We start from the raw sequence: 24,964 nt of genomic DNA, 5'->3' as shown, positions 1-24,964 counted from the left end.
ATAAACAAATGAATCAGTTCAGCCCATACGCCTTACGGAGCAGTTCCATGGGATGTTCGTGCTGCTGGCCGTTGTCGAGATTGTTCTCGATATGGCGTCCGGCCACCGGGCAGTCGCTGCCGTAATGATCAGGCTCCTTCTGTTTGATCTGCTTGACTATAGGGGCGGCGATCTTGTTAGCAAATTTCAGCGTCTCTTTCTTGACCCCGTAGGTGCCGTCATGGCCGGAACAGCGTTCGATATTCTGTACCGTGGTGCCGGGTATCAACTCCAGTACCTGCTTGGTTTTTGGTCCGATATTCTGGACTCGCTGGTGGCAGGCGACGTGATAGCTGATGTCGCCCAGCTCATTTTTGAAATCAGTATTCAATTTGCCTGCCTTATGCAGCTTGAACAGATACTCGAACGGGTCGTTGAATGCCCTGGCAACCTCGGCGACACGTTCATCGTCGGGAAACATCAGCGGTAATTCCTGTTTGAACATCAGCACACAGGACGGCACCGCCGCCAGGATGCTGTAGCCCTGCCTGGCTTTCTCATACATTTCGGGAATGTTGCGTTCCATCAGTTTTTCGACGGTCTTGAGATCGCCAAGTTCCAGCTTGGGCATACCGCAACAGTGTTCCAGGTTCATGAGCGAGACTTCGACGCCATTGTGCTCCAGCACTTTGATGACGTCGGCGCCGATATCGGGTTCGTTGTAGTTGCAGTAGCAGGTGGTGAACAACAGGACCTTGTCTGTGGCGTCAGGATTGACTGACCTGCCTGCGAATTGTTTGCGCAGTGTCGGGCGCACGTACTTCGGCAGCCTGGCGTCCTTGTGTATTTCAAGGGTCTTATCCAGCAAGCCCCTAAGGGTACTGTTCTGGTTGGCTGCATTGACTGCACCGTTTACCAGCGCAGAGGTGGCCACTTTTCCAATCAGGTCGGTGCTGGTAATGATGTTGTCGCGGAATTTGGTGTCGCCTTTCCTGAATTTGATTGCTTTGGCACGCAGCATCAGATGGGGGAAATCCACGTTCCACTCATGGGGGGGAACATAGGGACACTTGGTCAGGTAGCAGAGGTCGCACAGATAACATTGATCCACCACCTTGCTGTAGTCGGCCACCGCAACGCCGTCCACTTCCATGGTTTCGCTCTCGTCGACGAGATCGAACAGGGTGGGGAACGCGTTGCACAGGCTTACGCAGCGACGACAGCCATGACAGATATCATAGACTCGCTCAAGCTCTTGGTTGAGATCCTGCTCATCCCAGAATTTGGGGTCATTCTGATTTAAAGGATGACGGGTAGGGGCCTGGAGGCCACCTTCTCTGCCTGATTCAGTCGCCATGGGTTACCTCGATACTGGAGAGTCTGACGCGGATAGATTTGTTGTGGATTACTGTGTGACGAACGCTGTTGAATTACCGTGAAAAATCCCGGGTGCCGCCGAAGGCGACAGCCCGGGAGTCTTCTCCTCGTGCTCAGCTGTCCAGACTGTCCAGCGCCTTCTGGAAGCGGTTGGCGTGGGACCGCTCGGCCTTGGCCAGGGTCTCCATCCAGTCGGCTATCTCATCAAAACCTTCATCCCGGGCGTCCTTGGCCATACCAGGGTACATGTCGGTGTACTCGTGAGTTTCGCCGGCTACTGCTGATTTCAGATTGTCAGCGGTGCCACCGATGGGCATGCCGGTCGCGGGATCACCCACTTCTTCCAGATACTCCAGGTGGCCGTGGGCGTGACCTGTTTCGCCTTCAGCAGTGGAGCGAAACAACGCGGAAACATCGTTGTAGCCTTCTACGTCCGCCTTCTGGGCGAAATACAGGTAGCGACGATTAGCCTGAGATTCGCCGGCGAAAGCGGCCTTCAGGTTGGCTTCAGTTTTAGATCCTTTCAATGACATATCAGTTCTCCTGTCAGTCGGTTGTCAGTAGTCCATTGGTATCGCTGTCTGTTACGGAAGATCGGTCACTCACAGATCCTTTTTTCCGTAAAAGACCTTAAAAAATTTGCGGACTTAAAGTCTAAGTTGTGTACCTTACGACAAATCAATTATAGAATCTAATTGATTTTTTCATCGATGCGTATCGATTTTATCGATAAGACTTATGTCCACTTTTCCAACTTTCAAGCAGCTCAAATACTTGTGTGCGGTGGCCGAACACCGGCACTTCAGCAAGGCGGCGGAAGCCTGCCACGTTACCCAGTCAACACTCAGCGCGGGGATTCAGGAACTTGAATCCCAGCTCGGAGTAACGATGTTTGAGCGTAACAAGAAAAATGTGCTGATAACGCCACTGGGAGAAAAAATTCTTCGCCAGGCGCGTCTGTTGCTGGGTAATGCCGAAGATCTGGTCGCCATCGCGCAGGCAAGCCAGGCGCCGCTTTCGAGTGAAGTGCGCCTGGGAGTAATTCCCACTATTGGCCCTTTCCTGTTACCCCAGATGCTGACCGATCTGCGCAAGCAATACCCCAGCCTCAAACTTTTTCTCAAAGAGGGGTTGAGTGCCGACCTGGTGTCGCGTCTGCAGCAGGGCGAGCTGGACCTGATTCTGCTGGCATTGCCGTATCCCCTGCCAGAGATGCATAAGGAACGGCTGTTCTGTGATGAGTTCGCTTTGTTGTTACCGCCCGGCCACCCCCTGGAGAAGGAACAGAAAGTACATCAGAAACAGCTACGGGGCCTCAAGCTGCTGTTGCTGGAAGAGGGGCACTGTCTCAGGGATCACGCCCTGGAAGCCTGCAAACTGGAATCTCCGCAGCTGGATCTGGTGTACCAGGGTACCAGCCTGCACACGCTGGTGGAGATGGTCGCCAACGGTCTCGGTGTGACGCTGCTGCCGGAGATCGCGTTGAAGGCCAATATACTGGGAAATTCCCCTTTGCAGGTCAAACCCTTCAAGGATGGCCGGGTTGCCCGTGAAATTGGCCTGGCCTGGCGTAACACGGATCCCCGCGATCAGGACTACCTGGCACTGGCGCAGTTCATTCGAGGCTGGGTCAGGAAGCAGCTCGGCGTTTCAATACTGGGTGAATAGCCTTTTGCAGGGCAGGCACCACTTCGTCTTCAAACCAGGGATTTTTACGCAGCCACAATTGATTGCGTGGTGAGGGGTGAGGCAGGACAAACTGCCGCGGGGCGAAACGGCGCCAGTCCTTTACCCGCTCGGTCAGCGTCGCGTAGTTCCCCCGCTGGTAGTAGTGCTGGGAATACTGGCCGATGAGAAGGGTGGTCTCGATTGCCGGCATTAACGCCAGAATCTGAGCGTGCCAGGCCGGTGCGCATTCCGGCCGCGGAGGCAGGTCGCCGGATCGGCCCCTGCCCGGGTAGCAGAAACCCATCGGTACGATAGCGATGGCCGCCTGGTCGTAGAAGGTTTCAGCGTCGACCCCCATCCACTGTCTCAAGCGATTACCACTGGCATCGTTCCAGGGAATGCCGCTGGCGTGCACTCGAGTCCCCGGCGCCTGTCCGATAACCAGGATTCTGGCGCTGTGACTGGCTCTCAGCACCGGTCTGGGGGCATGATCCAGATGGGGCGCGCAAAGATTGCAGCCCCTGATCTGATCCAGTAAGGTGTCCAGCTTTGCCGCCTGTCTGTCGGGCACCGGGTTCACTTCCCTTTGTAGTAAGAACACAGAATTATACAGTATGCGGGTTCATGCTATTTCTGATATCCATGTGGACTATCCGGACAATCTGGACTGGTTGCGCAACCTGTCTGACGCGGACTTTTGTGAAGACATCCTGATTCTGGCCGGGGATGTCAGCGATGACATGGCGTTGCTCGCCGTGGTGTTTCAGCTGCTGCAGCGTAAATTTCACCGGGTGTGCTTCGTACCGGGTAATCACGAGCTGTGGATAAGTAATTCGCCCTTTAACTGTTCGCTGGCAAAGCTCGACGCGGTGCATGCCCTGTGCAGGGAACTGGGCATCGTGATCGATGTCTACCGGCAGGGAGGGTTGTCGCTGGTTCCCCTGCATGGCTGGTACGATTACTCGTTTGCTGAGCCGGACCGGCATTTGCGGCGTGGCTGGAGAGACTACCGATCCTGTGCCTGGCCGGATGAGCTGGACAGCTGTGCGAAGATCAACCGCCACTTTCTGGATCGCAATGAACCATTGCTGGCCGAGATGAATGAGACGGTCATCAGCTATTCGCATTTCGTGCCGCGTATCGATCTGATGCCCGGGAGCATCCCGGACCGCAAACGCTTTCTCTATCCGGTGCTTGGCAGTAGCGGGCTGGGGCAGCAGGTTGCCAGGCTGCAGCCGCGCATACACGTTTACGGGCACAGCCATGTGAATCAGGCAAAAACCCTGGCCGGAATTCAGTATGTCAACAATGCGTTCGGGTATCCTTCGGAAACCCGGATCTCCAGCAAACGCCTGCGGTGTGTTTTTGGACCGGGTCATGAATAATGAACGAACAGATTAAAACCACCGTGCAGCTGAAGACGCCAGAGCCTGACACAGTGCATCTCTGGTTGCTCGGCCTGACTGAAACAGGCGCGGAAAACAGCGCCGCTTTCAGGGCGCCCCCCAGTACTGAACAGCTGCATATTCTTGATGGGGACGAGGTTCAGCGGGCTGCGCGTTTCGCCAATCGTGAGGCACAGCAGCGCTACAGGTTGACCAGGATACTGCTGCGAAATGTGCTTTCCTCGTACTGTCCGGACATCAACCCTGCTGCCTGGCGCTTTGACAGAAATGCCCACGGCAAGCCCTTCATCGCCAGTCCCGCGCTTTCTCTACCGTTGTATTTCAATCTCTCCCACTGTGAAAGCGCGGTGGTGGTGGCCACCTCGGGGCGACCCGGGTTGGGGGTCGATTTAGAAAAAATCACGCCCAGAGGCAATGCGCTGGCGGTGGCCAGGCGGTACTTTTCTGCGCGGGAATATGCGTTGCTGAGCAACCTGACAGCTGCCGGATTACCGACCGCCTTTTTTTCATTGTGGACTCTAAAGGAGGCGTTTTCCAAGGCCTGTGGCGGCGCCCTGGTGCCTGCCCTCAAAAAACTGTCCCTGGACCTGCCAGGTGCGCATGACATTGTCGTGACACCAGGGTGTGACGAGGGAATAGATGTCAGTGCCTGGCGCTTCTGGTTGTTTGGTGATGCCGAGTACAGACTGGCCTTGGCGTTGCAGGGTGTCACCGGGCGGCAGCCGGTCAGCCTGGAGGTGATGGAGCTGGACAATCCGGCCCGGCCGGATACGCGCCGTCCCGGCAACATCCCCTTGCTTCGCCAAAGCCGCTAGCGCCGGAATCAGTTGCCGGCGCTGCCGGCCGCATCGTCAGACAGGCCTGGCTGGCTTTCGGCTCCGGTCTCTTCCCGTGGTTGTTCCCACATTTTTACCGCACGTATTTTGTTGTCTTTAACCTGCAGGATCTCGGCATAATAGCTGCCAATTTTCAAACAGATCGAGGAGTCGGGAATGGACTCCAGATATTCCATCAACAGACCGTTTATGGTTTTGGCTTCCTCGCTGTTCAGGTCCCAGGACAGCAGCTTGTTGATGTCCCTGATAGTGGCACTGCCGTCGATTACGAAACTGCCGTCGGTCTGAGGGTGTATGTCGCGGCTGCTGGTAGCGAGATCGGTGGTAAACTCCCCGACGATCTCTTCCAGGATGTCCTCCAGTGTAACAATGCCTTTGACGGCGCCGTATTCGTCGACCACCACGGCGAGGCGTTTTTTGTGCTTCTGAAAATTAAACAGCTGGGTGTGCAGCGGCGTGCTTTCGGGGACAAAGTAGGGCTCGTTGGTTTCCTGGATAATGGCCGCTTTATTCACGCTTTCTGCTTTCAGCAGTTTACTGACACTGCGCATGTGCAGCAGGCCGACGATATTGTCGATGTCGCCTTTATAGACCGGCAGCCGGGTATGTTGGGTTGAACCGATCTGATCGAGGATGGTATCCAGGTCGTCATCGATATCGATGCCCAGAATTTCATTGCGGGGTACCAGGATGTCATTAACGGTGACTTTTTCCAGGTCCAGAATGCTGAGCAGCATACCGTGGCGGCGCTGCGGCAGTCGCTCGGCGGATTCATACACTACGGTGCGCAACTCTTCCTTGCTCAACTGGTGGCTGTCGCCGGGCAAGGGTTGAAAACCCAGCAGTGCCACCAGGCGATTGGACATGATGTTCACTATCAGCACGATGGGATACAAAAGCTTGAGAAGCAGTGTCAGCAGGTAACTGGACGGGTACGCTACCTTTTCTGGATACAGGGCGGCGATTGTTTTCGGCGTCACTTCGGCAAAAATAAGTATCACCAGGGTCAGAACGCCGGTGGTGATAAGCGGTTCCGGCCCGCCAAACAGGGCGATTGCAATTGACGTGGCAATGGAGGCGGCCAGTATATTGACGAAATTGTTGCCGATCAGTATCACGCCGATCAGGCGGTCGGGAGATTCCAGCAGTTTGCTGGCCCGTCGGGCGCCTGCATGACCGGTACGCTGAAGATGCTTCAGGCGGTAGCGATTCAGACTCATCATCGCGGTTTCGGAGCTGGAAAAATAGGCGGAAGCGCAGATCAGGAGAAAGAGCAGTCCTAGCAGCAGGCCTAATTGGGGATCGTCACTGTTCATGAGATGTTTGCAGACGGGACTTGTCCCGGTATCGTTGGCGCCTGTGCGCGCTAATTAAGGACGTACTCTATTACAAACTTGGAACCGTAGAAACCGACCAGCAGCAAACTGAAGCCGGTCAGCGTGCCACGAATTGCGGTCTGGCCGCGCCAGCCGAGACGGTGGCGGCCCCACAGCAGGCCGGCAAAAACAAACCAGGCCATAATAGAGAAGAATGTTTTGTGAATGATGCCCGCATGGGCAAAGATATCCTCGTTGAAGGCAAACCCGGCCAGGATTCCCAGGCTCAGCAGAAGTTCCCCCACCCACAGCAGTTCGAAAAGAAACGCCTCCATATCCTGCAGGGGCGGAAACCTGCTGACCAGTCCTGAGGCGTGATGGTGTTTCAGCTGGTAATTCTGGTAGCCCAGGAACGCCGCCTGCATTGCGGCGATGGTAATGATGCTGTAAGCGACAATAGAAAGCAGGATATGGCTGGCCAGACCGGGTGCCATGGTCGTGGGCGGGAAGCTGCTGGACACCGTCAACGAGACGACAATCGACAGTATAGCCAGGGGAAACAGGCCCAGGAAGAGATTGTCCAGCGGTTTGCGCAGGCTGCTGACCAATACCAGCAGCGACACGGCCAGAGTGATAAGCGTGCTGATTTCGGTAATGCCGAAATGGTAGCCGCTGGCAGTTCTGATTACGCCCGCAGCACTGATGGCATGGGCGAAAACTGCCATGAAGCCGAGGCTGAACACCTGGTTGCGGGTCGGCTTGCTGGCGAAAACCTGCTGCCCCTGGAAGATTGTTCCGAGCAGATAGAACAGCGATGCGAGCAAACCTGAAATCAGGGTTATGGGCATGGAATGAGTCCGGCAAAAAACAGCCGAAAGTGTCGCATAAGTGCCGATACCGTTGTAGTCCTTTTTTGTCTCCCGCCAATGACCGCTGGACTGTGTCGGTCGGCAACAGTTTCCCGCCGGCATTCACAACTGTTTTGAGTCGGGCCCGATTCCGCTATAATGCAGCACTTTTCCGGGATCTGTCGTTATGTTTGAGAGCCTTACCGATCGACTTTCTTCAACCTTGCGCAAACTCAGTGGCAAGGCCACCCTGACTGAAAACAACATTCAGGAAGCGCTGCGCGAAGTAAGAAGGGCGCTGTTGGAAGCAGACGTCGCGCTGCCGGTGGTCAAGGATTTCACTGAGCGGGTCACGCTGCGGGCAGTCGGCCAGGAGGTTTCTCAGAGCCTTTCGCCTGGGCAGGCCTTCATCAAGATCGTGCAGGCCGAGCTCGAGCAGTTGATGGGGGCGTCCAACGAGGCGCTCGATCTTAAAACGGTACCGCCAGCCGTGGTATTGATGGCGGGATTGCAGGGTGCCGGCAAGACCACTACCGTAGCGAAGCTCTCGCTGTGGCTTAAGAACAATCCCAGGAAATCGGTACTGGTTGTCAGCGCGGACGTTTACCGGCCGGCGGCAATCAAGCAGCTTGAGACCCTGGCCCGGGATCTGGAGATCGACTTTTTCCCCAGTGATCCTTCCCAGGCCCCGGAACAGATTGCCAAAGATGCACTGGCCGAGGCCCGACGCAGGTTCATTGATGTACTGATCGTCGATACCGCTGGCCGCCTGGCTGTCGACGAGCAGATGATGGCCGAAATCAAGCGTCTTCATGAGGTGCTTGATCCAGTGGAAACCCTGTTCGTGGTGGATGCCATGACCGGGCAGGACGCTGCCAATACCGCGAAGGCATTTAATGAAGCCCTGCCGCTGACCGGTGTGATACTGACCAAGGCCGATGGCGACGCCCGGGGTGGTGCCGCGCTGTCGGTGCGGCAGATTACTGGCAAACCAATCAAGTTTATCGGCACCGGAGAAAAACCGGACGCACTGGAGCCTTTCTACCCGGACCGGATCGCCTCCCGGATCCTCGGCATGGGCGATATGCTGTCGCTCATTGAAGAGGTCGAACGCAAGGTCGACAGGCAGAAAGCCGAGAAACTGGCCAGTAAGATAAAAAAGGGCAAAGGTTTTGACCTGGAAGACTTCCGCGAGCAGCTTCAGCAGATGAAGAATATGGGCGGGGTCGGCAACATCATGGACAAAATGCCCGGCCTGGGCGCCCTACCTCCGGGAGCCGGGCAGATGGTCGATGACTCGCAGTTCACGCGCATGGAGGCGATCATAAATTCCATGACGCCACGGGAGCGGATCAATCCCGATCTGTTGAATGGATCCCGTAAGCGCCGCATCACACAGGGGTCGGGAACCCAGATTCAGGACCTGAACCGGTTGTTGAAGCAGCATAAACAGATGCAGAAGGTCATGAAGAAGATGAAGGGTGGGGGCATGGCGAACCTGATGCGCGGGCTTGGCGGAATGAAAGGACCGGGTGGATTCCCCGGTGCCGGAGGTGGTGGTAACTTCCCCCGCTTCAAATAATTGTCGTCGATTCTGTCGCGCCGGCCTGTTGCCATTTTCCGCCTGCCGGCAGGCGGTCAGTGCCTGATTTGCCTGGCACGTTTTCTTTCCTGTAAGGAACGAATTGAATCCCTTCCCATCGCGAGGCAATTGGCATAAAATACGCGCCTTTTTATCCGGGGGAAGTCGGAGCGGTGTCTGTGATACCGACCCAGGCCTCTGGAATAGCAGATTTTTTTAGTTCTTAGAACGGGAAAGGATATATGGTCACAATTCGATTATCCCGGGGTGGTGCCAAGAAGCGACCCTTCTACCACATCACGGTGAGTGACAGTCGAAATGCTCGCGATGGCAGGTTTATCGAGCGCATTGGTTTCTTCAATCCCATTGCCAGGGGTAAGGAAGAGCGCCTGCGTCTCGATCTCGAGCGTATGCAATACTGGCTGGGGCAGGGTGCGCAGTCCAGTCCGCGGGTTGCCAGCCTGGCCAAGCAGGCGGCCAAAGTGGCTACCACAGAGGCGTGATGCGGCCGCTGGCGGTCTGATGCCTGTTGCGATGAAGTCTGCAGGCAGATTGGTAACGCTGGGTCGGGTCGGCAAGGCACATGGCATCAAGGGCTGGGTGCGGGTTCATTCCTATACCGACCCGGCCTCGAACATAGCCGAATATGCCCATTTCATTGCCCATCGGGACGGTCGGCAGGTTGAAGTGGTCATGGACGAAGTACAAACCCAGGGCAGTCATCTGCTCGCTCATTTTGAGGGGTATGACAGCCCGGAGTCGGTGCAACCGCTGGTTCGCGCCGAGCTGCAGGTTGCCATCACCGAGTTGCCGCAACTGGGCCCGGGTGAATTTTACTGGCATGAGTTGATCGGCCTGAAGGTGATAAACCTGCAGGGGGAAAACTTAGGCACCGTCGCTCGCATGCTGGAGACCGGTGCTAATGATGTTCTAGTGGTGCAACCGGACGCCCACAGTATTGACGCTAATGAGCGTTTGATTCCCTACCTGCAGGACACCGTTATCCGGCAGGTGGATAGCGATCAAAAAGTTATAGAAGTCGACTGGGCCGCCGACTTTCTGCTCTGAATCGTGATCAGGGTGGGTTGTCAGGTTGAGTTCAAAGACCGAAGCAGGGGGTAGTCATGCAGATTGCAGTCGTCACCCTGTTTCCGGAAATGTTTGCCGCGGTCAGTGAATCCGGTATCACTGCCCGGGCTTTCAGAAATGGCCTGGTGCGGCTGACCTGTTGGAATCCCCGGGATTTTACCGACGACAGGCATCGAACCGTGGACGACAAACCGTTTGGCGGCGGCCCCGGTATGCTGATGAAGACAGCGCCGCTGCAGGCAGCGATCAATGCTGCCCGTGAAGCGTTGGATGCATCTGTTGGCGGTCGAGGCGATCGAGGTTCCCGGGAGTCTGGAGAAAGTGGCGCAGCCAGCAGGGCACGACGGGTGATCTATCTGTCGCCGCAGGGGAGGCGCCTCGATCAGCGCGGGGTCTGTGAGTTGGCGGAGCTTGACGAGCTGATCCTGGTGTGCGGTCGCTATCAGGGTATCGACGAGCGGGTCCTGGAAAGCGAAATAGATGAAGAGTGGTCGATTGGTGACTTTGTCATCAGTGGCGGCGAGTTGGCGGCGATGGTTATGCTTGATGCGATTACACGTCAGCAACCGGGAGCGCTGGGCAGTGAGGAGTGCGCGGAGCTGGATTCATTAGCCAACGGGCTACTGCACTGTCCTCAGTATACCCGCCCACAGGTAATCGACAGGCGGTCGGTGCCGGACGTGTTACTGAGCGGCGATCATGAACAGATTCGCCTCTGGCGGCTCAAGCACAGCCTTGGAGCCACCTGGCGTAAGCGGCCCGACCTGCTTGAGGGTCTGGAACTGGGCAGTGAGCAACAGGCTCTGCTGCAGGAGTACATAGAGGAATTCGAAACGGCCCCGGGCGATCAGTGCGGGTAAGTGTTCAGGAGCGGAAATAGAGATGAGCAAGAACAAGGTAATTGAGCAGATTGAAAATAGCCAGATGAACAAGGAAATACCGGAGTTCGGCCCCGGTGATACCGTCGTTGTTCAGGTCAAGATCAAGGAAGGCGACCGGGAACGTCTGCAAGCCTTTGAAGGGGTGGTAATCGGCAAGCGAAACCGGGGCCTCAATTCCGCATTCACAGTGCGCAAGATTTCCCACGGTGTGGGCGTTGAGCGTACCTTCCAGACCTACAGCCCGCTGGTGGACAGCATCAAGGTAAGGCGTCGTGGTGACGTGCGCCAGGCCAAGCTGTACTACCTGCGTGAACTCACCGGTCGTGCAGCCCGTATTACCGAGAAGCTCGAGAAGCGTCCCGGCCAGGAGTAAGGGCTTCTGGCTGTATCGGCGGGGGGTTTACTCCCCCGACGCAGCCTGGCAGGTGCCCCCCAGGCGCGCCATCGCGCCTGGCCCGTGGGTGATCAACTGCCCTGACGGGTATTTCGGCGAAGATTTCCGTCTCTTTCCGGTCTTTCTACGATAAGATTGTGACCACAGGGTGGTTTCCTGGAAACCACCGTCTTGTTGCCATTGTGCAAAGTCTAAATGGACTGCGATAATCGCTTCATTCTGAAATCTGAAATGAGTGGAGCGTCACTGGCCTGATCCGGTGATCCAGTTCATGGATGAAAGTGTGAGACCCGTTATAATTGCGACAACGGTAGAGTTACCTGTAAGTACAGACACCTGTAACAAGTCACCTGCAACCCACTGCGGCTGGTACCAGATTATGAAGCACCTCATTACTCAATTTGTCCTAGTTCCTGGATTATTCCTGCTCCTGTCCCAGTCTGCCCTGGCGCAATCCGCCGGCGCGGAAGACGCTGCTCTGCAGGCGTTGCGGGCACAATTGGCAATCTCACTGGAAGCGGCGTCCCAGAACCAGATCCAGGTTCTGTCGTTGCAGCCCACGGCCATGTCAAACATTATTGAAGTGGAGCTGAGCACTGGCGAAATTCTTTACTCGGACATTGCCGGGGAATTTCTGTTTGCTGGCGACATGTTTCGATCCGGCCCGACCGGTTTGATCAACCTGTCTTCCCAGACCCGCCAGGAGCGGACAGTGGAAAAAATAGCCGCCATACCCAGCGATGAGATGATCATATTCAAGCCAAAGCAGACGCGGGCGGCCATCACCGTTTTTACCGACGTGGACTGTCAGTACTGCCGCGCGCTGCATCGGGATCTCGAAAAGCTCATGGACCTCGGCATTGAAGTTCGCTACATAGCCTACCCCCGCGGGGGACAGCAGGCTTCGTCGTACCAGAAGATGATTTCCGTCTGGTGCTCCGAAGACCGTCAGAAAACCCTCACCCAGGCCAAGCATGGTCAGAATCTGCCGGAGCGGGAGTGCGACAACCCGGTGCTTGAGCACTATGCGCTCGGTAACGAAATCGGCATCTCAGGCACGCCCGCACTGGTTCTGGCTGACGGCCGCGTCATCCCTGGCTACATGGATTCCGAACGCCTGGCGGCGCTGCTGCTGGATTAACAGAGACGGGGTCTGTCGCTCTGCCGAAGGGCGTGGACAGACCCCACCAGCCGGGACTGCCCCGTTCCGGTGTCTGAGCCGCCCCGGCACCTTGTTTCCCGCCCCCGGTTTTACTCAAAATCTCTCTGCAAGTTACTGAGCAGTCTGCCGGATTGCAGTATAATCCCCGGTTTGCCGAACTAGCAGTCGAGGAGCAAACTTGAATTCTGACCAGAACAGGCCAATTCGAATCGGTATCTGTGGGCTGGGCACTGTGGGTGGCGGGACCTATCGCCTGCTGAGTGAGAACCGTGACGAAATTTCCCGCCGCCTGGGCAGAGACCTGGAAATCTGTCACCTTGCCTCCCGAACCCCCAAGCCTGAGTACCAGTCTACCGGTATCCCATTCAGCACCGATGTCTTTGCCGTTGTAGACGACCCACAGGTGGATGTGGTCGTGGAAACCATAGGCGGTTTCGACCCGGCAAGGCAACTTGTCCGGCGCGCGGTTGAGAACAGAAAGCACGTGGTGACTGCCAACAAGGCGCTGATCGCCCTGCACGGTAACGAGTTGTTTGAACTGGCCCGTCAGAATGCCGTGGAAATAGCTTATGAAAGCGCCGTGGCCGGGGGAATCCCGATTATCAAGGCACTGCGGGAGGGGCTTGCTGCCAATTCCATCCAATGGCTGGCCGGCATCATCAACGGGACCGGTAATTTCATCCTTACTGAAATGGCGCAGAAACAGCGCAGTTTTGTCGACGTGCTGGAAGAGGCGCAGGCGCTGGGCTATGCAGAGGCCGATCCCACTTTTGACGTTGAGGGTATCGATGCTGCCCATAAACTGACCATTCTCGCGTCAATCGCGTTCGGTATCCCCCTGCAGTTTGACAAGACCTATACCGAAGGTATCAGTGGGATCACCATCGATGACGTGAAATTTGCCAAAGAACTGGGCTATGTGATCAAGCATCTTGGTATCGCGCAACGGGGGGAGCGTGGCGTGGAAATGCGCGTGCACCCGACACTGATTTCGGATAAGCGCCTGCTTGCCCATGTCAACGGTGTCATGAATGCGGTGCTGGTGAAAGGGAACTCTGTTGGCGCAACGCTTTACTACGGCGCAGGGGCCGGTGCGGAGGCAACCGCATCGGCAGTCGTGGCGGATATCATGGACATAGCACGAACCTCCTTTGGTCCGCAGGGGGCAAAGTCTGGCAGTGGGCTGCCTTCGCTGGCCTTCAAACAACTGAATGAGGCCGTGTCCATACTGCCAATCGATGCTATCGAAACGGCTTATTATCTGAGAATACAGGCTCGTGACAAGGTGGGTGTCATGGCAAAGATATCCAGTGTGTTGCAGGCCTTTCAGATCAACATAGAAGCGGTCATTCAAAAAGAACCCGAGTCCCATGGGGTCAGCCAGGTGCCGGTGGTAATTCTTACTGACACGGTCCGGGAGAGCCAGATCAATCTGGCGATTCAGGAACTGGAAAATCTCGAGGAGGTGACTGGCAGAATCACCCGGATTCGAGTTGAAGAACTGGATAGCGAGGAAACCAGGTGAAGTATGTCAGCACCCGCGGTGGAGGGGAACCACAGACTTTTGAACAGGTGCTGTTAACCGGCCTGGCCCCAGACGGGGGACTTTACGTGCCCGAGCAGCTGCCTCGTTTCAGCGCGGCGGAGATCGCCGGCTGGGCAGGGCTGCCTTATAGCGAACTGGCCCTGGAAATCATCAGACCCTTCGTGGCGGACAGTATTCCCGAAGTGGACCTCAAGCGCTGCATCGACGAGAGTTGCCGGGAATTCTCCCACCCGGCTACTGCGCCGCTCACCATGCTCGACACCAATGAATGGATACTCGAGCTGTTTCATGGCCCGACCCTGGCATTCAAGGATTTTGCCCTGCAGGTATTGGGCCGGCTGCTGGATTTTGTCCTGACACGCAATAATCAGCGGGTGGCAATACTGGGTGCTACCTCCGGGGATACCGGTTCAGCAGCACTGGAAGGCTGCCGACACTCTAACCGGGTAGACATTTTTATTCTGCACCCCCATGAGCGCATTTCCGAAGTGCAGCGCCGGCAGATGACTACGGTGCAGGGTGAGAATGTGCACAATCTGGCCATCAGGGGTAACTTCGATGACTGTCAGAAAATCGTCAAGACCGCGTTTTCCGATCAGGGTTTCCTTCCGGCTGATCGACAGCTGGTGGCTGTAAATTCCATTAACTGGGCACGCATCATGGTGCAGATCGTGTATTACTTCTACGCGGCTGTCAGTCTTGGGGGGCCACATCGTCCGGTATCTTTCTCAGTGCCCACCGGTAACTTTGGCGATATCTATGCCGGTTATCTGGCCAGGTCAATGGGGTTGCCGGTGAAACAGCTGGTGGTCGCCACAAACCGCAACGATATCCTGCACCGCTTCATCAGCAGCAACAATTACCAGATCACTGAACTGTCACCAACCTATTCCCCGAGTATGGATATCATGGTGTCGAGCAACTTCGAACGTTATCTGTTCGATCTGTTTGATCGCGATCCATCCCGGCTCAGGGACTTCATGTTGCGCTCCTCGGCGGAGTCGCTGCGGGTGGATGAGTCTCAGTGGCAGCGGGTCAGAGACTGCTTTGCCAGTTTCGCGGTCAGTGATGAGCAGACTCGTGACGTGATCAGGCAGGTGTATGACGAGTCCGGTGAGTTGCTGGATCCGCACACGGCGGTGGGAGTGAAGGCGGCTCGAGAGTGCAACAATGACGCGGCTGTGCCCATGATCACTCTGGCCACGGCCCACCCGGTGAAATTTTCTGAAGCAATCAATGCTGCCGGAATTGACACGCCGCCCTTGCCCCCGCATCTCAGTGATCTGATGCAGAGACCGGAAAAATGCGCCGTGCTGGATAACTCGGTAGCGGCCGTCACGGATTTCATGACCCGTCATCTGAGTGCCTGATCAACTATTTTTTTAGCGGTTCCGAAAGGCGGATGCAGTGTTGAAAGCTGAACTATGACCCTCGTCATTGAACGTCGGCAGGTCGACCAGAGCCTGCAGCTGCCCGAGGGCCTGCACCCGCTGGTGCAACGAATTCTGGCGCGCCGCAGGCTCGGTTCAGTCGATGACCTGGATCTCTCGCTGAAAAAGTTGCTTGCCCCTGAAACGCTGCTGGGCATGGGCAACGCCGTCAGCCTGCTGAGCAGCCATCTGCAGCGGCAGAGTCGACTGCTGGTGGTATCGGATTTTGATGCCGATGGCGCCACCAGTTGCGCATTGGCTTTGCGTGCCCTGCGGGCACTGGGCTTTCAAAACCTGGATTATATCGTTCCCAATCGATTCGAGTATGGCTACGGGCTGACGCCCGAAATCGTCCAGCTTGCGGTGACCAGAAACCCCGACCTCATTATCACCGTCGATAATGGAATTTCGAGCCTGGCCGGCGTCGATGCTGCCCATGAGGCCGGTATCCAGGTTCTGATCACCGACCACCACTTGCCCGGCAGACAGTTGCCGAAAGCAGACGGTATTGTCAATCCCAACCAGCACGGCTGTGAGTTCGCCAGCAAGTCCCTGGCCGGGGTGGGGGTGATCTTTTACCTGATGCTGGCCTTGCGTGCCTACCTGCGCGATGCCGGCTGGTTCGAGTTGGCAGGCAGAAAAGAGCCTAATCTTGCAGAGCTTCTGGACCTTGTGGCGCTTGGTACGGTTGCCGATGTGGTGCCACTGGATCGGAATAACCGCATACTGGTCAGTGAAGGCTTGAAACGAATACGGGCAGGGCGGGCCTGTCCCGGTATTCTCGCGCTGCTTGAGGTCAGCCGGCGACGGCGGGTAAATCTGGTGGCGGCGGATCTCGGCTTCGCGATCGGACCGCGACTCAATGCCGCCGGTCGGCTGGATGATATGTCGCTGGGTATTGAGTGTCTATTGACCGATTCCGGTGATGCTGCCTACCAGATGGCTGTCCAATTAGACAGTCTGAATTCCGACCGGCGGCTGATAGAAGGGGAGATGCGCGAGCAGGCTTTTGAAAGTCTCGACGGCCTGGAGATTGCCGCGGAAGCGATGCCAGCAGGTCTGTGTGTCTACGATCCACACTGGCACCAGGGCGTGATAGGGATTCTGGCCTCCCGAATCAAGGATAAATATCACCGGCCTGTTATTGCTTTTGCTGATGCCGGCGAGGAGGAGCTGAAGGGGTCCGCGCGCTCCATTCCCGGCTTCCATATTCGCGATGCCCTGGATGCTATTGCCAGCCAGCAGCCGGAACTGATCAGCAAGTTCGGGGGGCATGCAATGGCGGCGGGGCTCAGTCTGGACAAATCCTGTCTGAAGGAGTTCGAAGCGGCGTTCGCAGAATATGCCGGACAACACCTGAGCAATGAACAGTTACAGGCCAGGATACTGACCGACGGTGAGCTGGCTCCAGGTGAGTTTCACCTGTCCGCGGCAGAGGCTCTGATTAACGCGGGGCCCTGGGGGCAGGGCTTCCCGGAACCGCTGTTTGATGGCCGGTTCGTGGTGCAGGATCTTCGCGTTCTGGCTGACAAGCATCTCAAACTGACAGTGCTCCCGGAGGGGGCCGAGGCGGCGGTTGAGGCCATTGCGTTCAATGCCAGTTTCGATGATCCCCTGCAGCCCGGTGACAGGTTGCGACTGGTCTATCGGCTCAGCGTGAATGAGTTCCGTGATCTGCGCCAGCTACAGCTGGTGGTGGAGGAATTCGAAAAGACCTGAAGGGTAGAAATCGGTGCTTTGATGAGCGCTTTTCGCGATTATCGGGTCTATTGCTTGAACGAGGCGGAAGAAGGAAGGCGTCCCTGCCGGCAGGGTGACTGTCGAGCCAGCCGGGGATCTGGCGAAACCTGGCGCAATCTGGCGAGAAGCGCCGTGAATTCAATGACATCTAATAGCATTTTTGTTACTTTTACAGGCTCTCCACGCTGGCCTTATACGCCTCACGAGGCTATCGATTTTAACCACAGGATCCTTGATGGCAGGTTTTAGATGAGAAAAATCACCTTACAAAGCGCGGCTTTCCTGGCTCTGCTGCTGGCAGCCCTGTCCGTCAGGGCCCAGGTCCACAGCACCGAGCAGATCGAGGTGGAACTGATTGCCGAAACGACTAACGTCGTGCCCGGGGAGACTCTGTGGCTGGCTGTCCGGCTAGATCCCATTGAACACTGGCATACCTATTGGAAATTCGGTGGGGACAGTGGCGAAGCCACGGCGGCCAGCGAGTGGCAGTTGCCGGCTGGCGCTGCAGCCGGAGACATTCTCTGGCCGGTTCCGGAGTGGACCCCGTTTGAAGGCACCAGCCTGGTCACCTTCGCTTACGAGCGGGAAGTTTTCCTGCCCATCCCCGTCAGCGTGCCGGCGGACTTCAGGGGCGACTCTTTTTCACTGAGTACCAAAATCGACTACCAGGTCTGTGATGTTATCTGTATCCCGGGCGATGCGACCTTTGCGCTCACCCTGCCGGTCGCTGACCGGTTACAGACTGACCCTCGCTGGGTGACGGCCTTTGCTGAAACACGCGCCAGTCTGCCCATTGCCGATCATGGGCTGGCGGCCCGTTTCAATACCCATGATGGCAAGGTCAATATCATGGTGTCAGCTGCCGAGGCCCTGTTCGATGGGGCAGAGGACGTGTATTTCTTTACCGAACAGGGGCGCATCATGAAATACGCCCCGTTCCGGGAGAACATGATCGAAGAAAGCCGGCTGCAGATCAGTTTCGAACAGCATCGGCGCATTCCTGAAGACCTGTCGGTTTTCAGGGGGCTGCTGGCGGTCATCGACGCGGAGGGTAACACGCGGTCCTTCGAGATTGCCCCGACCCGCACCGAGGTGGCCTGGAACAATCGGATCGAGGTGGAGTTGCTGGCCGAGACCACCAGTCTGGTACCAGGTGAAAACCATTGGGTTGCCGTCCGCTTGCAAGCGGACGAGGGCTGGCATACCTACTGGAAAATGGCCGGTGACAGTGGTGAAGCCACGGAAGCCGTGGACTGGTCGGCGCCCGAGGGAACTCTCATCGGGGACATACAATGGCCGGCTCCTTATTGGTTGCCTTTCCCCGGCTCCGACCTGGTCAACTACGGCTACGAAGGGGAGGTCATTCTGCCTCTGCAGGTGCAGTTACCCGCGACACTGGACACAGACGAGGTCACTCTGTCCACCACAGTCAAATGGTACGTGTGCGAGCTGCTCTGTATTCCTGGAGAGCAGCGCCTGGATCTGACCCTGCCGATTGCGCAAGTGACGGAGCTGGACGCTGTCGACGGCAGCCTGATTGCCGACGCCCTGACCCGATTGCCGGAAACGGAGCATGCAATTGAGTTTCTCATCGCGGCGGCCGGCGAACGGGTCAGTCTGGGTTTCCAATCCCCTCAGCCCCTGTTTGATAATGTCGCCGATGCGTGGTTTTTCCCCGATCGACGGCGGGTGATTGCCAACGGGCCACTGCGCGACGTGAGCGTGCAACCGACCATGCTGCAGATCACCCATGAACAGCCCCGGCGTATGCTGGAGGACCTGTCGGAAATTTATGGCACGCTGGTGGTCCAGGATCAGGCTGGTAACCGACGGGCCTATGATTTTGTCGACCCTGCCGCCGATGCCAATCAGTACAGTCTGGCACCGCTGGCGGCAGCGGCGTCCGGAGCTGAGTCACAGGGCCCCTCGGCACCGCTGGCGATCGTGGGCTTCATGCTCGCGGCCCTGGCCGGTGGGTTGATACTGAATCTGATGCCCTGTGTGTTCCCGGTTCTGTCGCTGAAAGCGCTGACCATTGCCGGAAATGCCGGAGCGACCGCACGCAAGCAGCGCCTCGACGGTCTTGTCTACACGGGCGGCGTGCTGGTTTCTTTTCTCCTGCTAGCAACGGTTCTGATTGCTTTGCGAGCCGGCGGCGAGCTCGTGGGCTGGGGGTTTCAGTTGCAGGAGCCCTGGTTCAACGCGCTGATTATTTACCTGTTCTTTATGATGGGCCTGAGTCTTTCCGGTGTCTTTGAATTTGGCACCAGTCTGATGAACGCCGGCAGCGACCTGGCGGAGCATAGCCATGGCTATCGCCGCTCGTTTTTCACCGGTGTGCTGGCGGTGATAGTCGCCACTCCCTGTACGGCACCATTCATGGGGCCGGCACTTGGTTTTGCCCTGACTCAACCCTGGCTGGTGGCAATGCTGGTATTCAGCGCGCTGGGTCTGGGTATGGCCCTGCCTATCCTGATGCTGTCTTTTCTTCCAGGCCTGGTCCGCTTCATGCCCAAGCCCGGAAACTGGATGGTCACCTTCAAGGAATTCATGGCTTTCCCGCTTTACGTGACTGCGCTGTATTTCCTCTGGGTATTGGGCACCCAGGTTGGTGTTACCGGCATGGCGCTGGTTCTCGTCTCCTGTATCCTGCTGGCATTCGCACTCTGGCTGACCCGGAAAACCCGCAGCTCGGTACCTTTCTGGCGTTATGGATACCGTGGGCTCGCGACCGCCTGCCTGCTACTGGCATTACTGGTCTTGCAGTCACCGTTCCTCAAGCCGCTGCAGGCTCCGACACTGGCTTCCGGCGGGGGCGAGGATGCCGGGCAATCTGGCTTTGAACCGTTCAGTACACAACGGCTGAATGAGTTACAGTCAGAGGGGCGGCCGGTGTTCGTCAACATGACCGCGGCCTGGTGCATTACCTGCCTGGCGAATGAACAGACGACACTGAGTACAGACGCAGTGCAGGCCGCCATGGCGGAATATGACATCACTTACATGAAAGGGGACTGGACCAACGAAGACCCGGAAATAACCCAGGTGCTGAATAATTTTAACCGGCCATCGGTACCGCTTTATGTCCTTTATTCCGGGGACCCGGATACGGAGCCGCGGATTCTGCCTCAGATCCTTACTCCTTCGACTATGCTGGACGCCTTTGCGGAACTGTAGACCGGTCCGCTGTGACACTGTTATGCAACCGGCCGAGTCTCAGGTTATCTGACATGGCGACCAACTGGTCAGGCAAGTCACTGCAAGGGATTATCCTGGCGCTGCTACTGGTCAGCGCGGGGGTGAATGGGCAGCAACCTGATTTTTCCCGGGCGCTGCAGCAGGCCGGGCAATTGCCGCGCCTGCACAGCCTGCTGATCTATTATCAGGACGAACTGGTGGTGGAGGAATACTTCAACGGTCGCGACCGTTTCCAGCCTGCCAACATGAAGTCAGCTTCCAAGAGTGTCATTTCCGCCCTGGTAGGCATAGCCATTGAGCAGGGCCTGATTGAGGATATCAGGCAACCTATTGCTGAGTTCTTCCCCGAATATGCCACCGATCTGAGCGACATCGCCAAGCAGGCCATCACCATCGAAGATCTGCTGACCATGCAGTCGGGGCTTGAATCCACCAGTAATCGCAATTACGGTCGCTGGGTGCTCAGCGATAACTGGGTGGAGTTCATACTGCAGCAACCACTGGTCTCTAAACCCGGTGAAGAAATGATTTACAGTACCGGCAGCACCCATCTGCTGTCGGCGATCATCAGCCGGACCAGCGGCATGACTACCAGGGACTACGCCCAGCGCTACCTGGCGACCCCGCTGGGGGTTTCTCTGGCTTACTGGAGTCAGGACCCGCAGGGAATCTACTTTGGCGGCAACGATCTGGAAATGACCCCCAGGGCAATGCTGGCCTTCGGGCGGCTGTATCTGCAGGAAGGCGCGGTCGATCAAGGCAGGGTGTTGGCAGCGAGCTGGGTGAACGAGTCCTTTCAGCCTCATGCCACCTCGCCAAGAGGGCAGGGTAGGTTTTACGGTTACGGCTGGTGGCTGCGCGACCTGGCAGATATGCTGGTCCCGGTGGCCTGGGGTTTCGGTGGTCAACTGATTTTTGTGGTTAAGGACTATGGCCTGGTGGTGGTGGCCACCTCGGACAGCAGGCCCGGAACCGGGCGTCGCACGCATTTGAGCAGCCTTTACGATCTGGTGGAAGCGGAGATACTGTGGCCTGTGAAGCGTGCCTCCGGGCCGCTGGTGAACACAGAGTCGAGCCCTGGACGGGCGATAATGCCCGGTGACGCTATGTCCCGAGGTAATATTCGATCTTCAGCTGATTGATTTCGATAATGTCGTGGTTCTGAAGTTTTACCGAGCGGGAACCGATATCAACACCGTTCACCCGCAGGGGCTTGCATTCTTCGGCCTGTTCCAGGGTGACAATGAAATGCCCGTCGGGACGCCGATTGATCAGGACCACCTGCGTGCCGGGCTTACCCAGCTTTATCGATTCCTTTTCAAGAAACAACTCTCTGCCGGAACTCTTACCGTTCAGTAGTTGCAGTTTGGCCGTTTGCAGGCGTTCTTCAAGATTGGGCTTGGGCGCACCGTTGATCGGCGCTTTCTTTGGGCCTTTGGCGCCGATAAAGACGGTTTTCTCTATATCGCCAGCCACTGATGCGCTGGGCTTGTTGTTGTAGTTGATATAACGCAGTTCATGCTTGCCGATAGTGATTACGTCACCATTCTGCAGGGCATGCTTGTCGATGCTTTTCCCGTTTACAAAGGTGCCATTGGTGCTGTTAAGATCTTCCAGGAACGAATCGCCAAAAATCGTCAGCAACTTGGCGTGATGGCCACTCACGGCAAGATTGTCGATACGGATGTCATTGTCATCCTTTCGCCCGATAGTCATGACTTCTTTATCGAGAGCGTACTCGCCGATTTTGTTTGCGTTGAAACTGAACTCTAATTTTCCAGTCATCGGGTTCTACCTGATCGATTTAAAATTTGTAGTATGCCGCGAGGCATCCTGATTATCAGCCTACTCGGGAGACTGCACCCTTATCAGAATGACAGAAACATTGTCTTTGCCGCCGTTCTGGTTGGCCCTGGCAACCAGGCCCTGTGCCTTGTCATCCAGCGTCATGTCGGCCTCGCTCAATATCTGCTCAATCATTTCGTCACTTAACATATCGGACAGACCGTCCGAGCAAAGTAGAAACAGGTCATCCCGCTCTGCTTCCTGTTCGAGAATATCGACTTCAACCACCTCTGCTGTTCCCAGGGCGCGTGTGACGACATGGTTGATAGAAGCCGAGCGGGCTTCGTCTTCCGTATAAAATCCTTTATCGATCAAATCCTGCACCAGGCTATGATCCTTGGTAATTCTCCGCAGCTTGCTGTCGCGGAGCAGGTACAGCCTGGAATCACCAACGTGGCCGGCATAAAGGTGAGATCCTTCGACCACCGCCGCGACCACCGTGGTTCCCATTCCGTGCCTGGAACTGATTTCTTCTGATGCCTCAAATATTTTCCGGTTGCTGCTCGAAATTGTATTGGAAACCAAATTAAGCATCTGAGAACTGGTTATCGGTCTGCCAGTTTGTTTAATAAGCCTCGATTTCATCTGCCTCAGGACCTGTTCTACCGCCATACGGCTGGCTATCTCACCGGCCTGGTGGCCCCCCATCCCGTCCGCCAGCACGGCGATACCGGAGGAAATGTCATACCCGATGCAGTCTTCGTTATGATCCCTGGCCAGCCCGGTGTCGGTAAACGCCGCTATCTCTACTGCATTGGTAAGTTCTGACATCACTGTTCTCCCAGAAACCCCCGGAAACTGTCGGCCATCTGATCATAGACCAGTGGCACGACCTGGCTGATTCGCCCGTTTCCGCCAAAGAACAGCAGATACTGTGTAAACAGTAACAGCAGAATCCCGAACATCCAGGATGTGCGAGTCTTGTAAAAAGGTACTTTTTTCTGATGAGCGGCCAATTCAAAGACCGGCTCCTGGGCGTCCTCCTCGAGTCTGGGTACAGTTATCGCCGTTATATCGTCCTTGGTGCGCCGGGGCTCAGAATCAGGTTCTCTCTCCACATCAGCGGCAGAAGTGTCAGGAGATTTAGACCCGGTTACTTCCAGATGTTCGCTGAACATTCTGATGCTGCGCTGCAGACTGTCCCGGTGGCGCCGTTCAGGGATGGTCGAAAGCATGGTGGTAATCAGTTCCTGGATATCACCAGGCAGGTCGAGGAAGGTCTTGCGGGGTTGACCGGGATAGTTTGATTGCTGCCTGGGCAGGCTGCCGGTAAACAATTGGTAAAGGATCACCCCGACCGCATAAATGTCGGCGGCAATGCTCTCAGGTTCGCCCTGGAGACTGTAGAAGTGGGCGTTTCTAACGTCGCTCAAGTCATCCTTCAGGCCGAAATCCGTAATTTTGACTTCGCCCCGATCGGTAAAAAGTATATTCGTCGGTCGCAGGTGGCCGTGCACTATGTTGTGTTTGTGGGCGAAATTCATGCCCTGGCAGATTTCCTTGCCGATTCGCAGAGTCTCGTTCCAGTCCAGTTGGAAGGCCAGTTTGTCCTGCAGGGTACCGCCGCTGAGGTAGCTTTGGACGAGGATAAAAAGACGGTCGTTCCTGGCCGTTCCCAGCGTGGAAAGAACATTCTGGTGCTGTATTTTGGCCAGCTTGTTGCTGGTTTCGAAACCGGGTGAGTTCTTGGTTTTCTTCTTTATGATCAGCAGGTTTTGCGATTGCTTCTGCTGGTACAGATAGACCGACCCGTACCGGTCTTCACGCAATACATCGAGCAGCTGAAACTTAGCCTTGATCTGAGTGATGCCCTGTTCGGCGCGTTTCTTCTGGTCGCCCATGATGTGAGCGCCTTTCATGACGCTCAACACCTCTATCTTCAGCGCTTCGGCGGATTCGGGCCGGTCCTCGGGTTTGGGCTCCAGACACTGCAGGATGATCCGGTCCAGGTCCGGACTGACTTCGGGGTTCAGTTTGGAAGGGGGAGGGAAGTGGCCGGAGGGAATCTCACCGGTAAAGAGTCGGTACATTACGACACCGACGGAGTAAATATCACTCTTTACTGTCACATTGTCGGCAGATTCCCGTTGCTCCGGGGACATGTAGTTATAGGTTCCCATGACCGTACCTTCCACGGTCTTTTCGCTGGGTAAGCGCTGATCTTCATAAAACTGGGCGATACCGAAGTCCAGTACCTTGATGTTGCAGTTTTCGTCGACCAGGATATTGTCGGGCTTGATATCCCGATGAATTACATTGTTCTTGTGTGCATAGGCCAGGGCTTTCAGCAATTGAATGATGATGCCCATTTTGTTGTAGTGGTCCAGCTGCATCACCTGGACAGCATTGTTCAGATCGATGCCTTCGATGTATTCCATGACGAAGTAGGGCAGATCATCCTCGTTGATCCCCCGGTCAATCACGTGAATGATGTTGGGGTGATTGAGGCGGGCGATAATCAGAGACTCCCGTTCGAATCGATTACGGGCTTCGCCGTGATCTTCCAGTTCATGGGTAAGAATTTTGATCGCCACCGGGCGCTTGAGGGAATCCTGAATGCCGCGGTACACAAACGCCATGCCGCCTTCACCTATCTTGGCGAGGTTTGAGTAGCCGTTCAGTTTTACCTGCTCTTCCATGGGAGTCTTTTTGCCTTATAAAACAGAG

22 protein-coding genes are annotated in these 24,964 nt (G+C 56.3%); 14 read left to right on the top strand and 8 right to left on the bottom strand.

Features of this window, described 5'->3' with window-relative positions; genetic code table 11:
* Nucleotides 1–13: 13 nt before the first annotated feature.
* Both R3F50_19410 and R3F50_19405 read right to left on the bottom strand, forming a co-directional pair.
* Entirely contained in the window at nt 14–1,336 is a 1,323-nt protein-coding gene (locus tag R3F50_19410; GenBank protein ID MEZ5492454.1) for a heterodisulfide reductase-related iron-sulfur binding cluster, read from the bottom strand.
* A 133-nt stretch (nt 1,337–1,469) separates the two neighbouring features.
* On the bottom strand, nt 1,470–1,889 hold the full coding sequence (locus R3F50_19405) for a rubrerythrin family protein (GenBank protein ID MEZ5492453.1): 420 nt from the start codon (nt 1,887–1,889) through the stop codon (nt 1,470–1,472).
* A gap of 205 nt (nt 1,890–2,094) precedes the next feature.
* Here R3F50_19405 and R3F50_19400 point away from each other — a divergent pair, with 205 nt between their 5' ends.
* Nucleotides 2,095–3,024 carry a LysR substrate-binding domain-containing protein gene (locus R3F50_19400; protein ID MEZ5492452.1) on the top strand — a complete coding sequence of 310 codons (930 nt, stop codon included), beginning with the start codon at nt 2,095–2,097 and terminating at the stop codon, nt 3,022–3,024.
* Here the strand turns inward: R3F50_19400 and R3F50_19395 are convergent.
* Nucleotides 2,987–3,595, bottom strand: coding sequence for a uracil-DNA glycosylase family protein (locus R3F50_19395; GenBank protein MEZ5492451.1), 609 nt, complete (start codon nt 3,593–3,595; stop codon nt 2,987–2,989). The two genes, R3F50_19400 and R3F50_19395, sit on opposite strands and share 38 nt — an antisense overlap.
* A 43-nt stretch (nt 3,596–3,638) precedes the next feature.
* Here R3F50_19395 and R3F50_19390 point away from each other — a divergent pair, with 43 nt between their 5' ends.
* A complete protein-coding gene (locus R3F50_19390; protein MEZ5492450.1) occupies nt 3,639–4,409 on the top strand; it encodes a metallophosphoesterase in 771 nt (256 codons plus the stop codon).
* Nucleotides 4,409–5,245 (top strand): 4'-phosphopantetheinyl transferase superfamily protein, encoded by an 837-nt coding sequence (locus R3F50_19385; protein ID MEZ5492449.1) that lies wholly within the window; start codon nt 4,409–4,411, stop codon nt 5,243–5,245. Before R3F50_19390 ends, R3F50_19385 begins: the two co-directional genes overlap by 1 nt.
* Before the next feature lie 8 nt (nt 5,246–5,253).
* Here R3F50_19385 and R3F50_19380 read toward each other — a convergent pair whose 3' ends face one another.
* Nucleotides 5,254–6,582, bottom strand: a complete 1,329-nt coding sequence (locus tag R3F50_19380; GenBank protein ID MEZ5492448.1) for an HlyC/CorC family transporter — start codon at nt 6,580–6,582, stop codon at nt 5,254–5,256.
* 50 nt (nt 6,583–6,632) lie between these two features.
* Nucleotides 6,633–7,430, bottom strand: coding sequence for a cytochrome c biogenesis protein CcsA (ccsA, locus tag R3F50_19375; GenBank protein ID MEZ5492447.1), 798 nt, complete (start codon nt 7,428–7,430; stop codon nt 6,633–6,635).
* A 187-nt stretch (nt 7,431–7,617) separates the two neighbouring features.
* On the opposite strand from ccsA, the gene ffh reads away from it, so the two are divergent.
* The 11 genes from ffh to R3F50_19320 all read left to right on the top strand — a co-directional run bounded on the left by ffh (nt 7,618) and on the right by R3F50_19320 (nt 21,594).
* The gene (gene ffh, locus R3F50_19370; protein MEZ5492446.1) at nt 7,618–9,012 is read left to right on the top strand and encodes a signal recognition particle protein; all 1,395 of its coding nucleotides are present in this window, start codon (nt 7,618–7,620) and stop codon (nt 9,010–9,012) included.
* Between the two features lie 242 nt (nt 9,013–9,254).
* Entirely contained in the window at nt 9,255–9,515 is a 261-nt protein-coding gene (gene rpsP, locus R3F50_19365; protein MEZ5492445.1) for a 30S ribosomal protein S16, read from the top strand.
* A gap of 19 nt (nt 9,516–9,534) precedes the next feature.
* Nucleotides 9,535–10,080 (top strand): ribosome maturation factor RimM, encoded by a 546-nt coding sequence (gene rimM / locus R3F50_19360; GenBank protein ID MEZ5492444.1) that lies wholly within the window; start codon nt 9,535–9,537, stop codon nt 10,078–10,080.
* Nucleotides 10,081–10,136: 56 nt separating this feature from the next.
* Nucleotides 10,137–10,961, top strand: a complete 825-nt coding sequence (trmD, locus tag R3F50_19355; GenBank protein MEZ5492443.1) for a tRNA (guanosine(37)-N1)-methyltransferase TrmD — start codon at nt 10,137–10,139, stop codon at nt 10,959–10,961.
* A gap of 22 nt (nt 10,962–10,983) precedes the next feature.
* Nucleotides 10,984–11,355: a 50S ribosomal protein L19 gene (rplS, locus tag R3F50_19350; protein ID MEZ5492442.1), complete on the top strand. Its 372-nt coding sequence runs from the start codon at nt 10,984–10,986 to the stop codon at nt 11,353–11,355.
* 400 nt (nt 11,356–11,755) lie between these two features.
* On the top strand, nt 11,756–12,517 hold the full coding sequence (locus tag R3F50_19345; GenBank protein ID MEZ5492441.1) for a DsbC family protein: 762 nt from the start codon (nt 11,756–11,758) through the stop codon (nt 12,515–12,517).
* A gap of 199 nt (nt 12,518–12,716) precedes the next feature.
* Nucleotides 12,717–14,063 (top strand): homoserine dehydrogenase, encoded by a 1,347-nt coding sequence (locus tag R3F50_19340; protein MEZ5492440.1) that lies wholly within the window; start codon nt 12,717–12,719, stop codon nt 14,061–14,063.
* Nucleotides 14,060–15,454, top strand: a complete 1,395-nt coding sequence (gene thrC / locus R3F50_19335) for a threonine synthase (GenBank protein MEZ5492439.1) — start codon at nt 14,060–14,062, stop codon at nt 15,452–15,454. The genes R3F50_19340 and thrC overlap by 4 nt, the downstream gene beginning before the upstream one ends.
* A gap of 54 nt (nt 15,455–15,508) precedes the next feature.
* Complete coding sequence (recJ, locus tag R3F50_19330; protein MEZ5492438.1) at nt 15,509–17,233, top strand: single-stranded-DNA-specific exonuclease RecJ; 1,725 nt, start codon at nt 15,509–15,511, stop codon at nt 17,231–17,233.
* Between the two features lie 270 nt (nt 17,234–17,503).
* On the top strand, nt 17,504–20,431 hold the full coding sequence (locus tag R3F50_19325) for a protein-disulfide reductase DsbD family protein (GenBank protein ID MEZ5492437.1): 2,928 nt from the start codon (nt 17,504–17,506) through the stop codon (nt 20,429–20,431).
* Nucleotides 20,432–20,484: 53 nt separating this feature from the next.
* A complete protein-coding gene (locus R3F50_19320) occupies nt 20,485–21,594 on the top strand; it encodes a serine hydrolase (GenBank protein ID MEZ5492436.1) in 1,110 nt (369 codons plus the stop codon).
* On the opposite strand, the gene R3F50_19315 is transcribed toward R3F50_19320, so the two are convergent.
* Genes R3F50_19315 through R3F50_19305 form a run of 3 tightly spaced genes read right to left on the bottom strand, consistent with a single transcriptional unit; the run spans nt 21,557 to nt 24,936 of the window.
* Nucleotides 21,557–22,237, bottom strand: coding sequence for an FHA domain-containing protein (locus R3F50_19315; protein MEZ5492435.1), 681 nt, complete (start codon nt 22,235–22,237; stop codon nt 21,557–21,559). The genes R3F50_19320 and R3F50_19315 overlap by 38 nt on opposite strands.
* Before the next feature lie 60 nt (nt 22,238–22,297).
* A complete protein-coding gene (locus tag R3F50_19310) occupies nt 22,298–23,068 on the bottom strand; it encodes a Stp1/IreP family PP2C-type Ser/Thr phosphatase (protein ID MEZ5492434.1) in 771 nt (256 codons plus the stop codon).
* On the bottom strand, nt 23,068–24,936 hold the full coding sequence (locus R3F50_19305; GenBank protein ID MEZ5492433.1) for a protein kinase: 1,869 nt from the start codon (nt 24,934–24,936) through the stop codon (nt 23,068–23,070). Before R3F50_19305 ends, R3F50_19310 begins: the two co-directional genes overlap by 1 nt.
* Nucleotides 24,937–24,964: the final 28 nt, after the last annotated feature.

This window comes from Gammaproteobacteria bacterium, from assembly GCA_041395725.1.
Taxonomy (GTDB): Bacteria; Pseudomonadota; Gammaproteobacteria; order Pseudomonadales; family Pseudohongiellaceae; genus NORP240.
This window is presented reverse-complemented; position numbering and strand designations above follow the sequence as displayed.

Bases quoted from the DNA above. Each gene is read 5' to 3' on its own strand.
- ffh (MEZ5492446.1), top strand. From the start codon at position 7,618: ATGTTTGAGAGCCTTACCGATCGACTTTCTTCAACCTTGCGCAAACTC.
- R3F50_19305 (MEZ5492433.1), bottom strand. From the start codon at position 24,936: ATGGAAGAGCAGGTAAAACTGAACGGCTACTCAAACCTCGCCAAGATA.
- rimM (MEZ5492444.1), top strand. From the start codon at position 9,535: ATGCCTGTTGCGATGAAGTCTGCAGGCAGATTGGTAACGCTGGGTCGG.
- R3F50_19315 (MEZ5492435.1), bottom strand. From the start codon at position 22,237: ATGACTGGAAAATTAGAGTTCAGTTTCAACGCAAACAAAATCGGCGAG.
- rpsP (MEZ5492445.1), top strand. From the start codon at position 9,255: ATGGTCACAATTCGATTATCCCGGGGTGGTGCCAAGAAGCGACCCTTC.
- recJ (MEZ5492438.1), top strand. From the start codon at position 15,509: ATGACCCTCGTCATTGAACGTCGGCAGGTCGACCAGAGCCTGCAGCTG.
- trmD (MEZ5492443.1), top strand. From the start codon at position 10,137: ATGCAGATTGCAGTCGTCACCCTGTTTCCGGAAATGTTTGCCGCGGTC.
- R3F50_19325 (MEZ5492437.1), top strand. From the start codon at position 17,504: ATGAGAAAAATCACCTTACAAAGCGCGGCTTTCCTGGCTCTGCTGCTG.
- R3F50_19380 (MEZ5492448.1), bottom strand. From the start codon at position 6,582: ATGAACAGTGACGATCCCCAATTAGGCCTGCTGCTAGGACTGCTCTTT.
- R3F50_19400 (MEZ5492452.1), top strand. From the start codon at position 2,095: ATGTCCACTTTTCCAACTTTCAAGCAGCTCAAATACTTGTGTGCGGTG.
- R3F50_19385 (MEZ5492449.1), top strand. From the start codon at position 4,409: ATGAACGAACAGATTAAAACCACCGTGCAGCTGAAGACGCCAGAGCCT.
- rplS (MEZ5492442.1), top strand. From the start codon at position 10,984: ATGAGCAAGAACAAGGTAATTGAGCAGATTGAAAATAGCCAGATGAAC.
- ccsA (MEZ5492447.1), bottom strand. From the start codon at position 7,430: ATGCCCATAACCCTGATTTCAGGTTTGCTCGCATCGCTGTTCTATCTG.
- R3F50_19405 (MEZ5492453.1), bottom strand. From the start codon at position 1,889: ATGTCATTGAAAGGATCTAAAACTGAAGCCAACCTGAAGGCCGCTTTC.
- R3F50_19390 (MEZ5492450.1), top strand. From the start codon at position 3,639: ATGCGGGTTCATGCTATTTCTGATATCCATGTGGACTATCCGGACAAT.
- R3F50_19345 (MEZ5492441.1), top strand. From the start codon at position 11,756: ATGAAGCACCTCATTACTCAATTTGTCCTAGTTCCTGGATTATTCCTG.
- R3F50_19410 (MEZ5492454.1), bottom strand. From the start codon at position 1,336: ATGGCGACTGAATCAGGCAGAGAAGGTGGCCTCCAGGCCCCTACCCGT.
- R3F50_19320 (MEZ5492436.1), top strand. From the start codon at position 20,485: ATGGCGACCAACTGGTCAGGCAAGTCACTGCAAGGGATTATCCTGGCG.
- R3F50_19310 (MEZ5492434.1), bottom strand. From the start codon at position 23,068: ATGTCAGAACTTACCAATGCAGTAGAGATAGCGGCGTTTACCGACACC.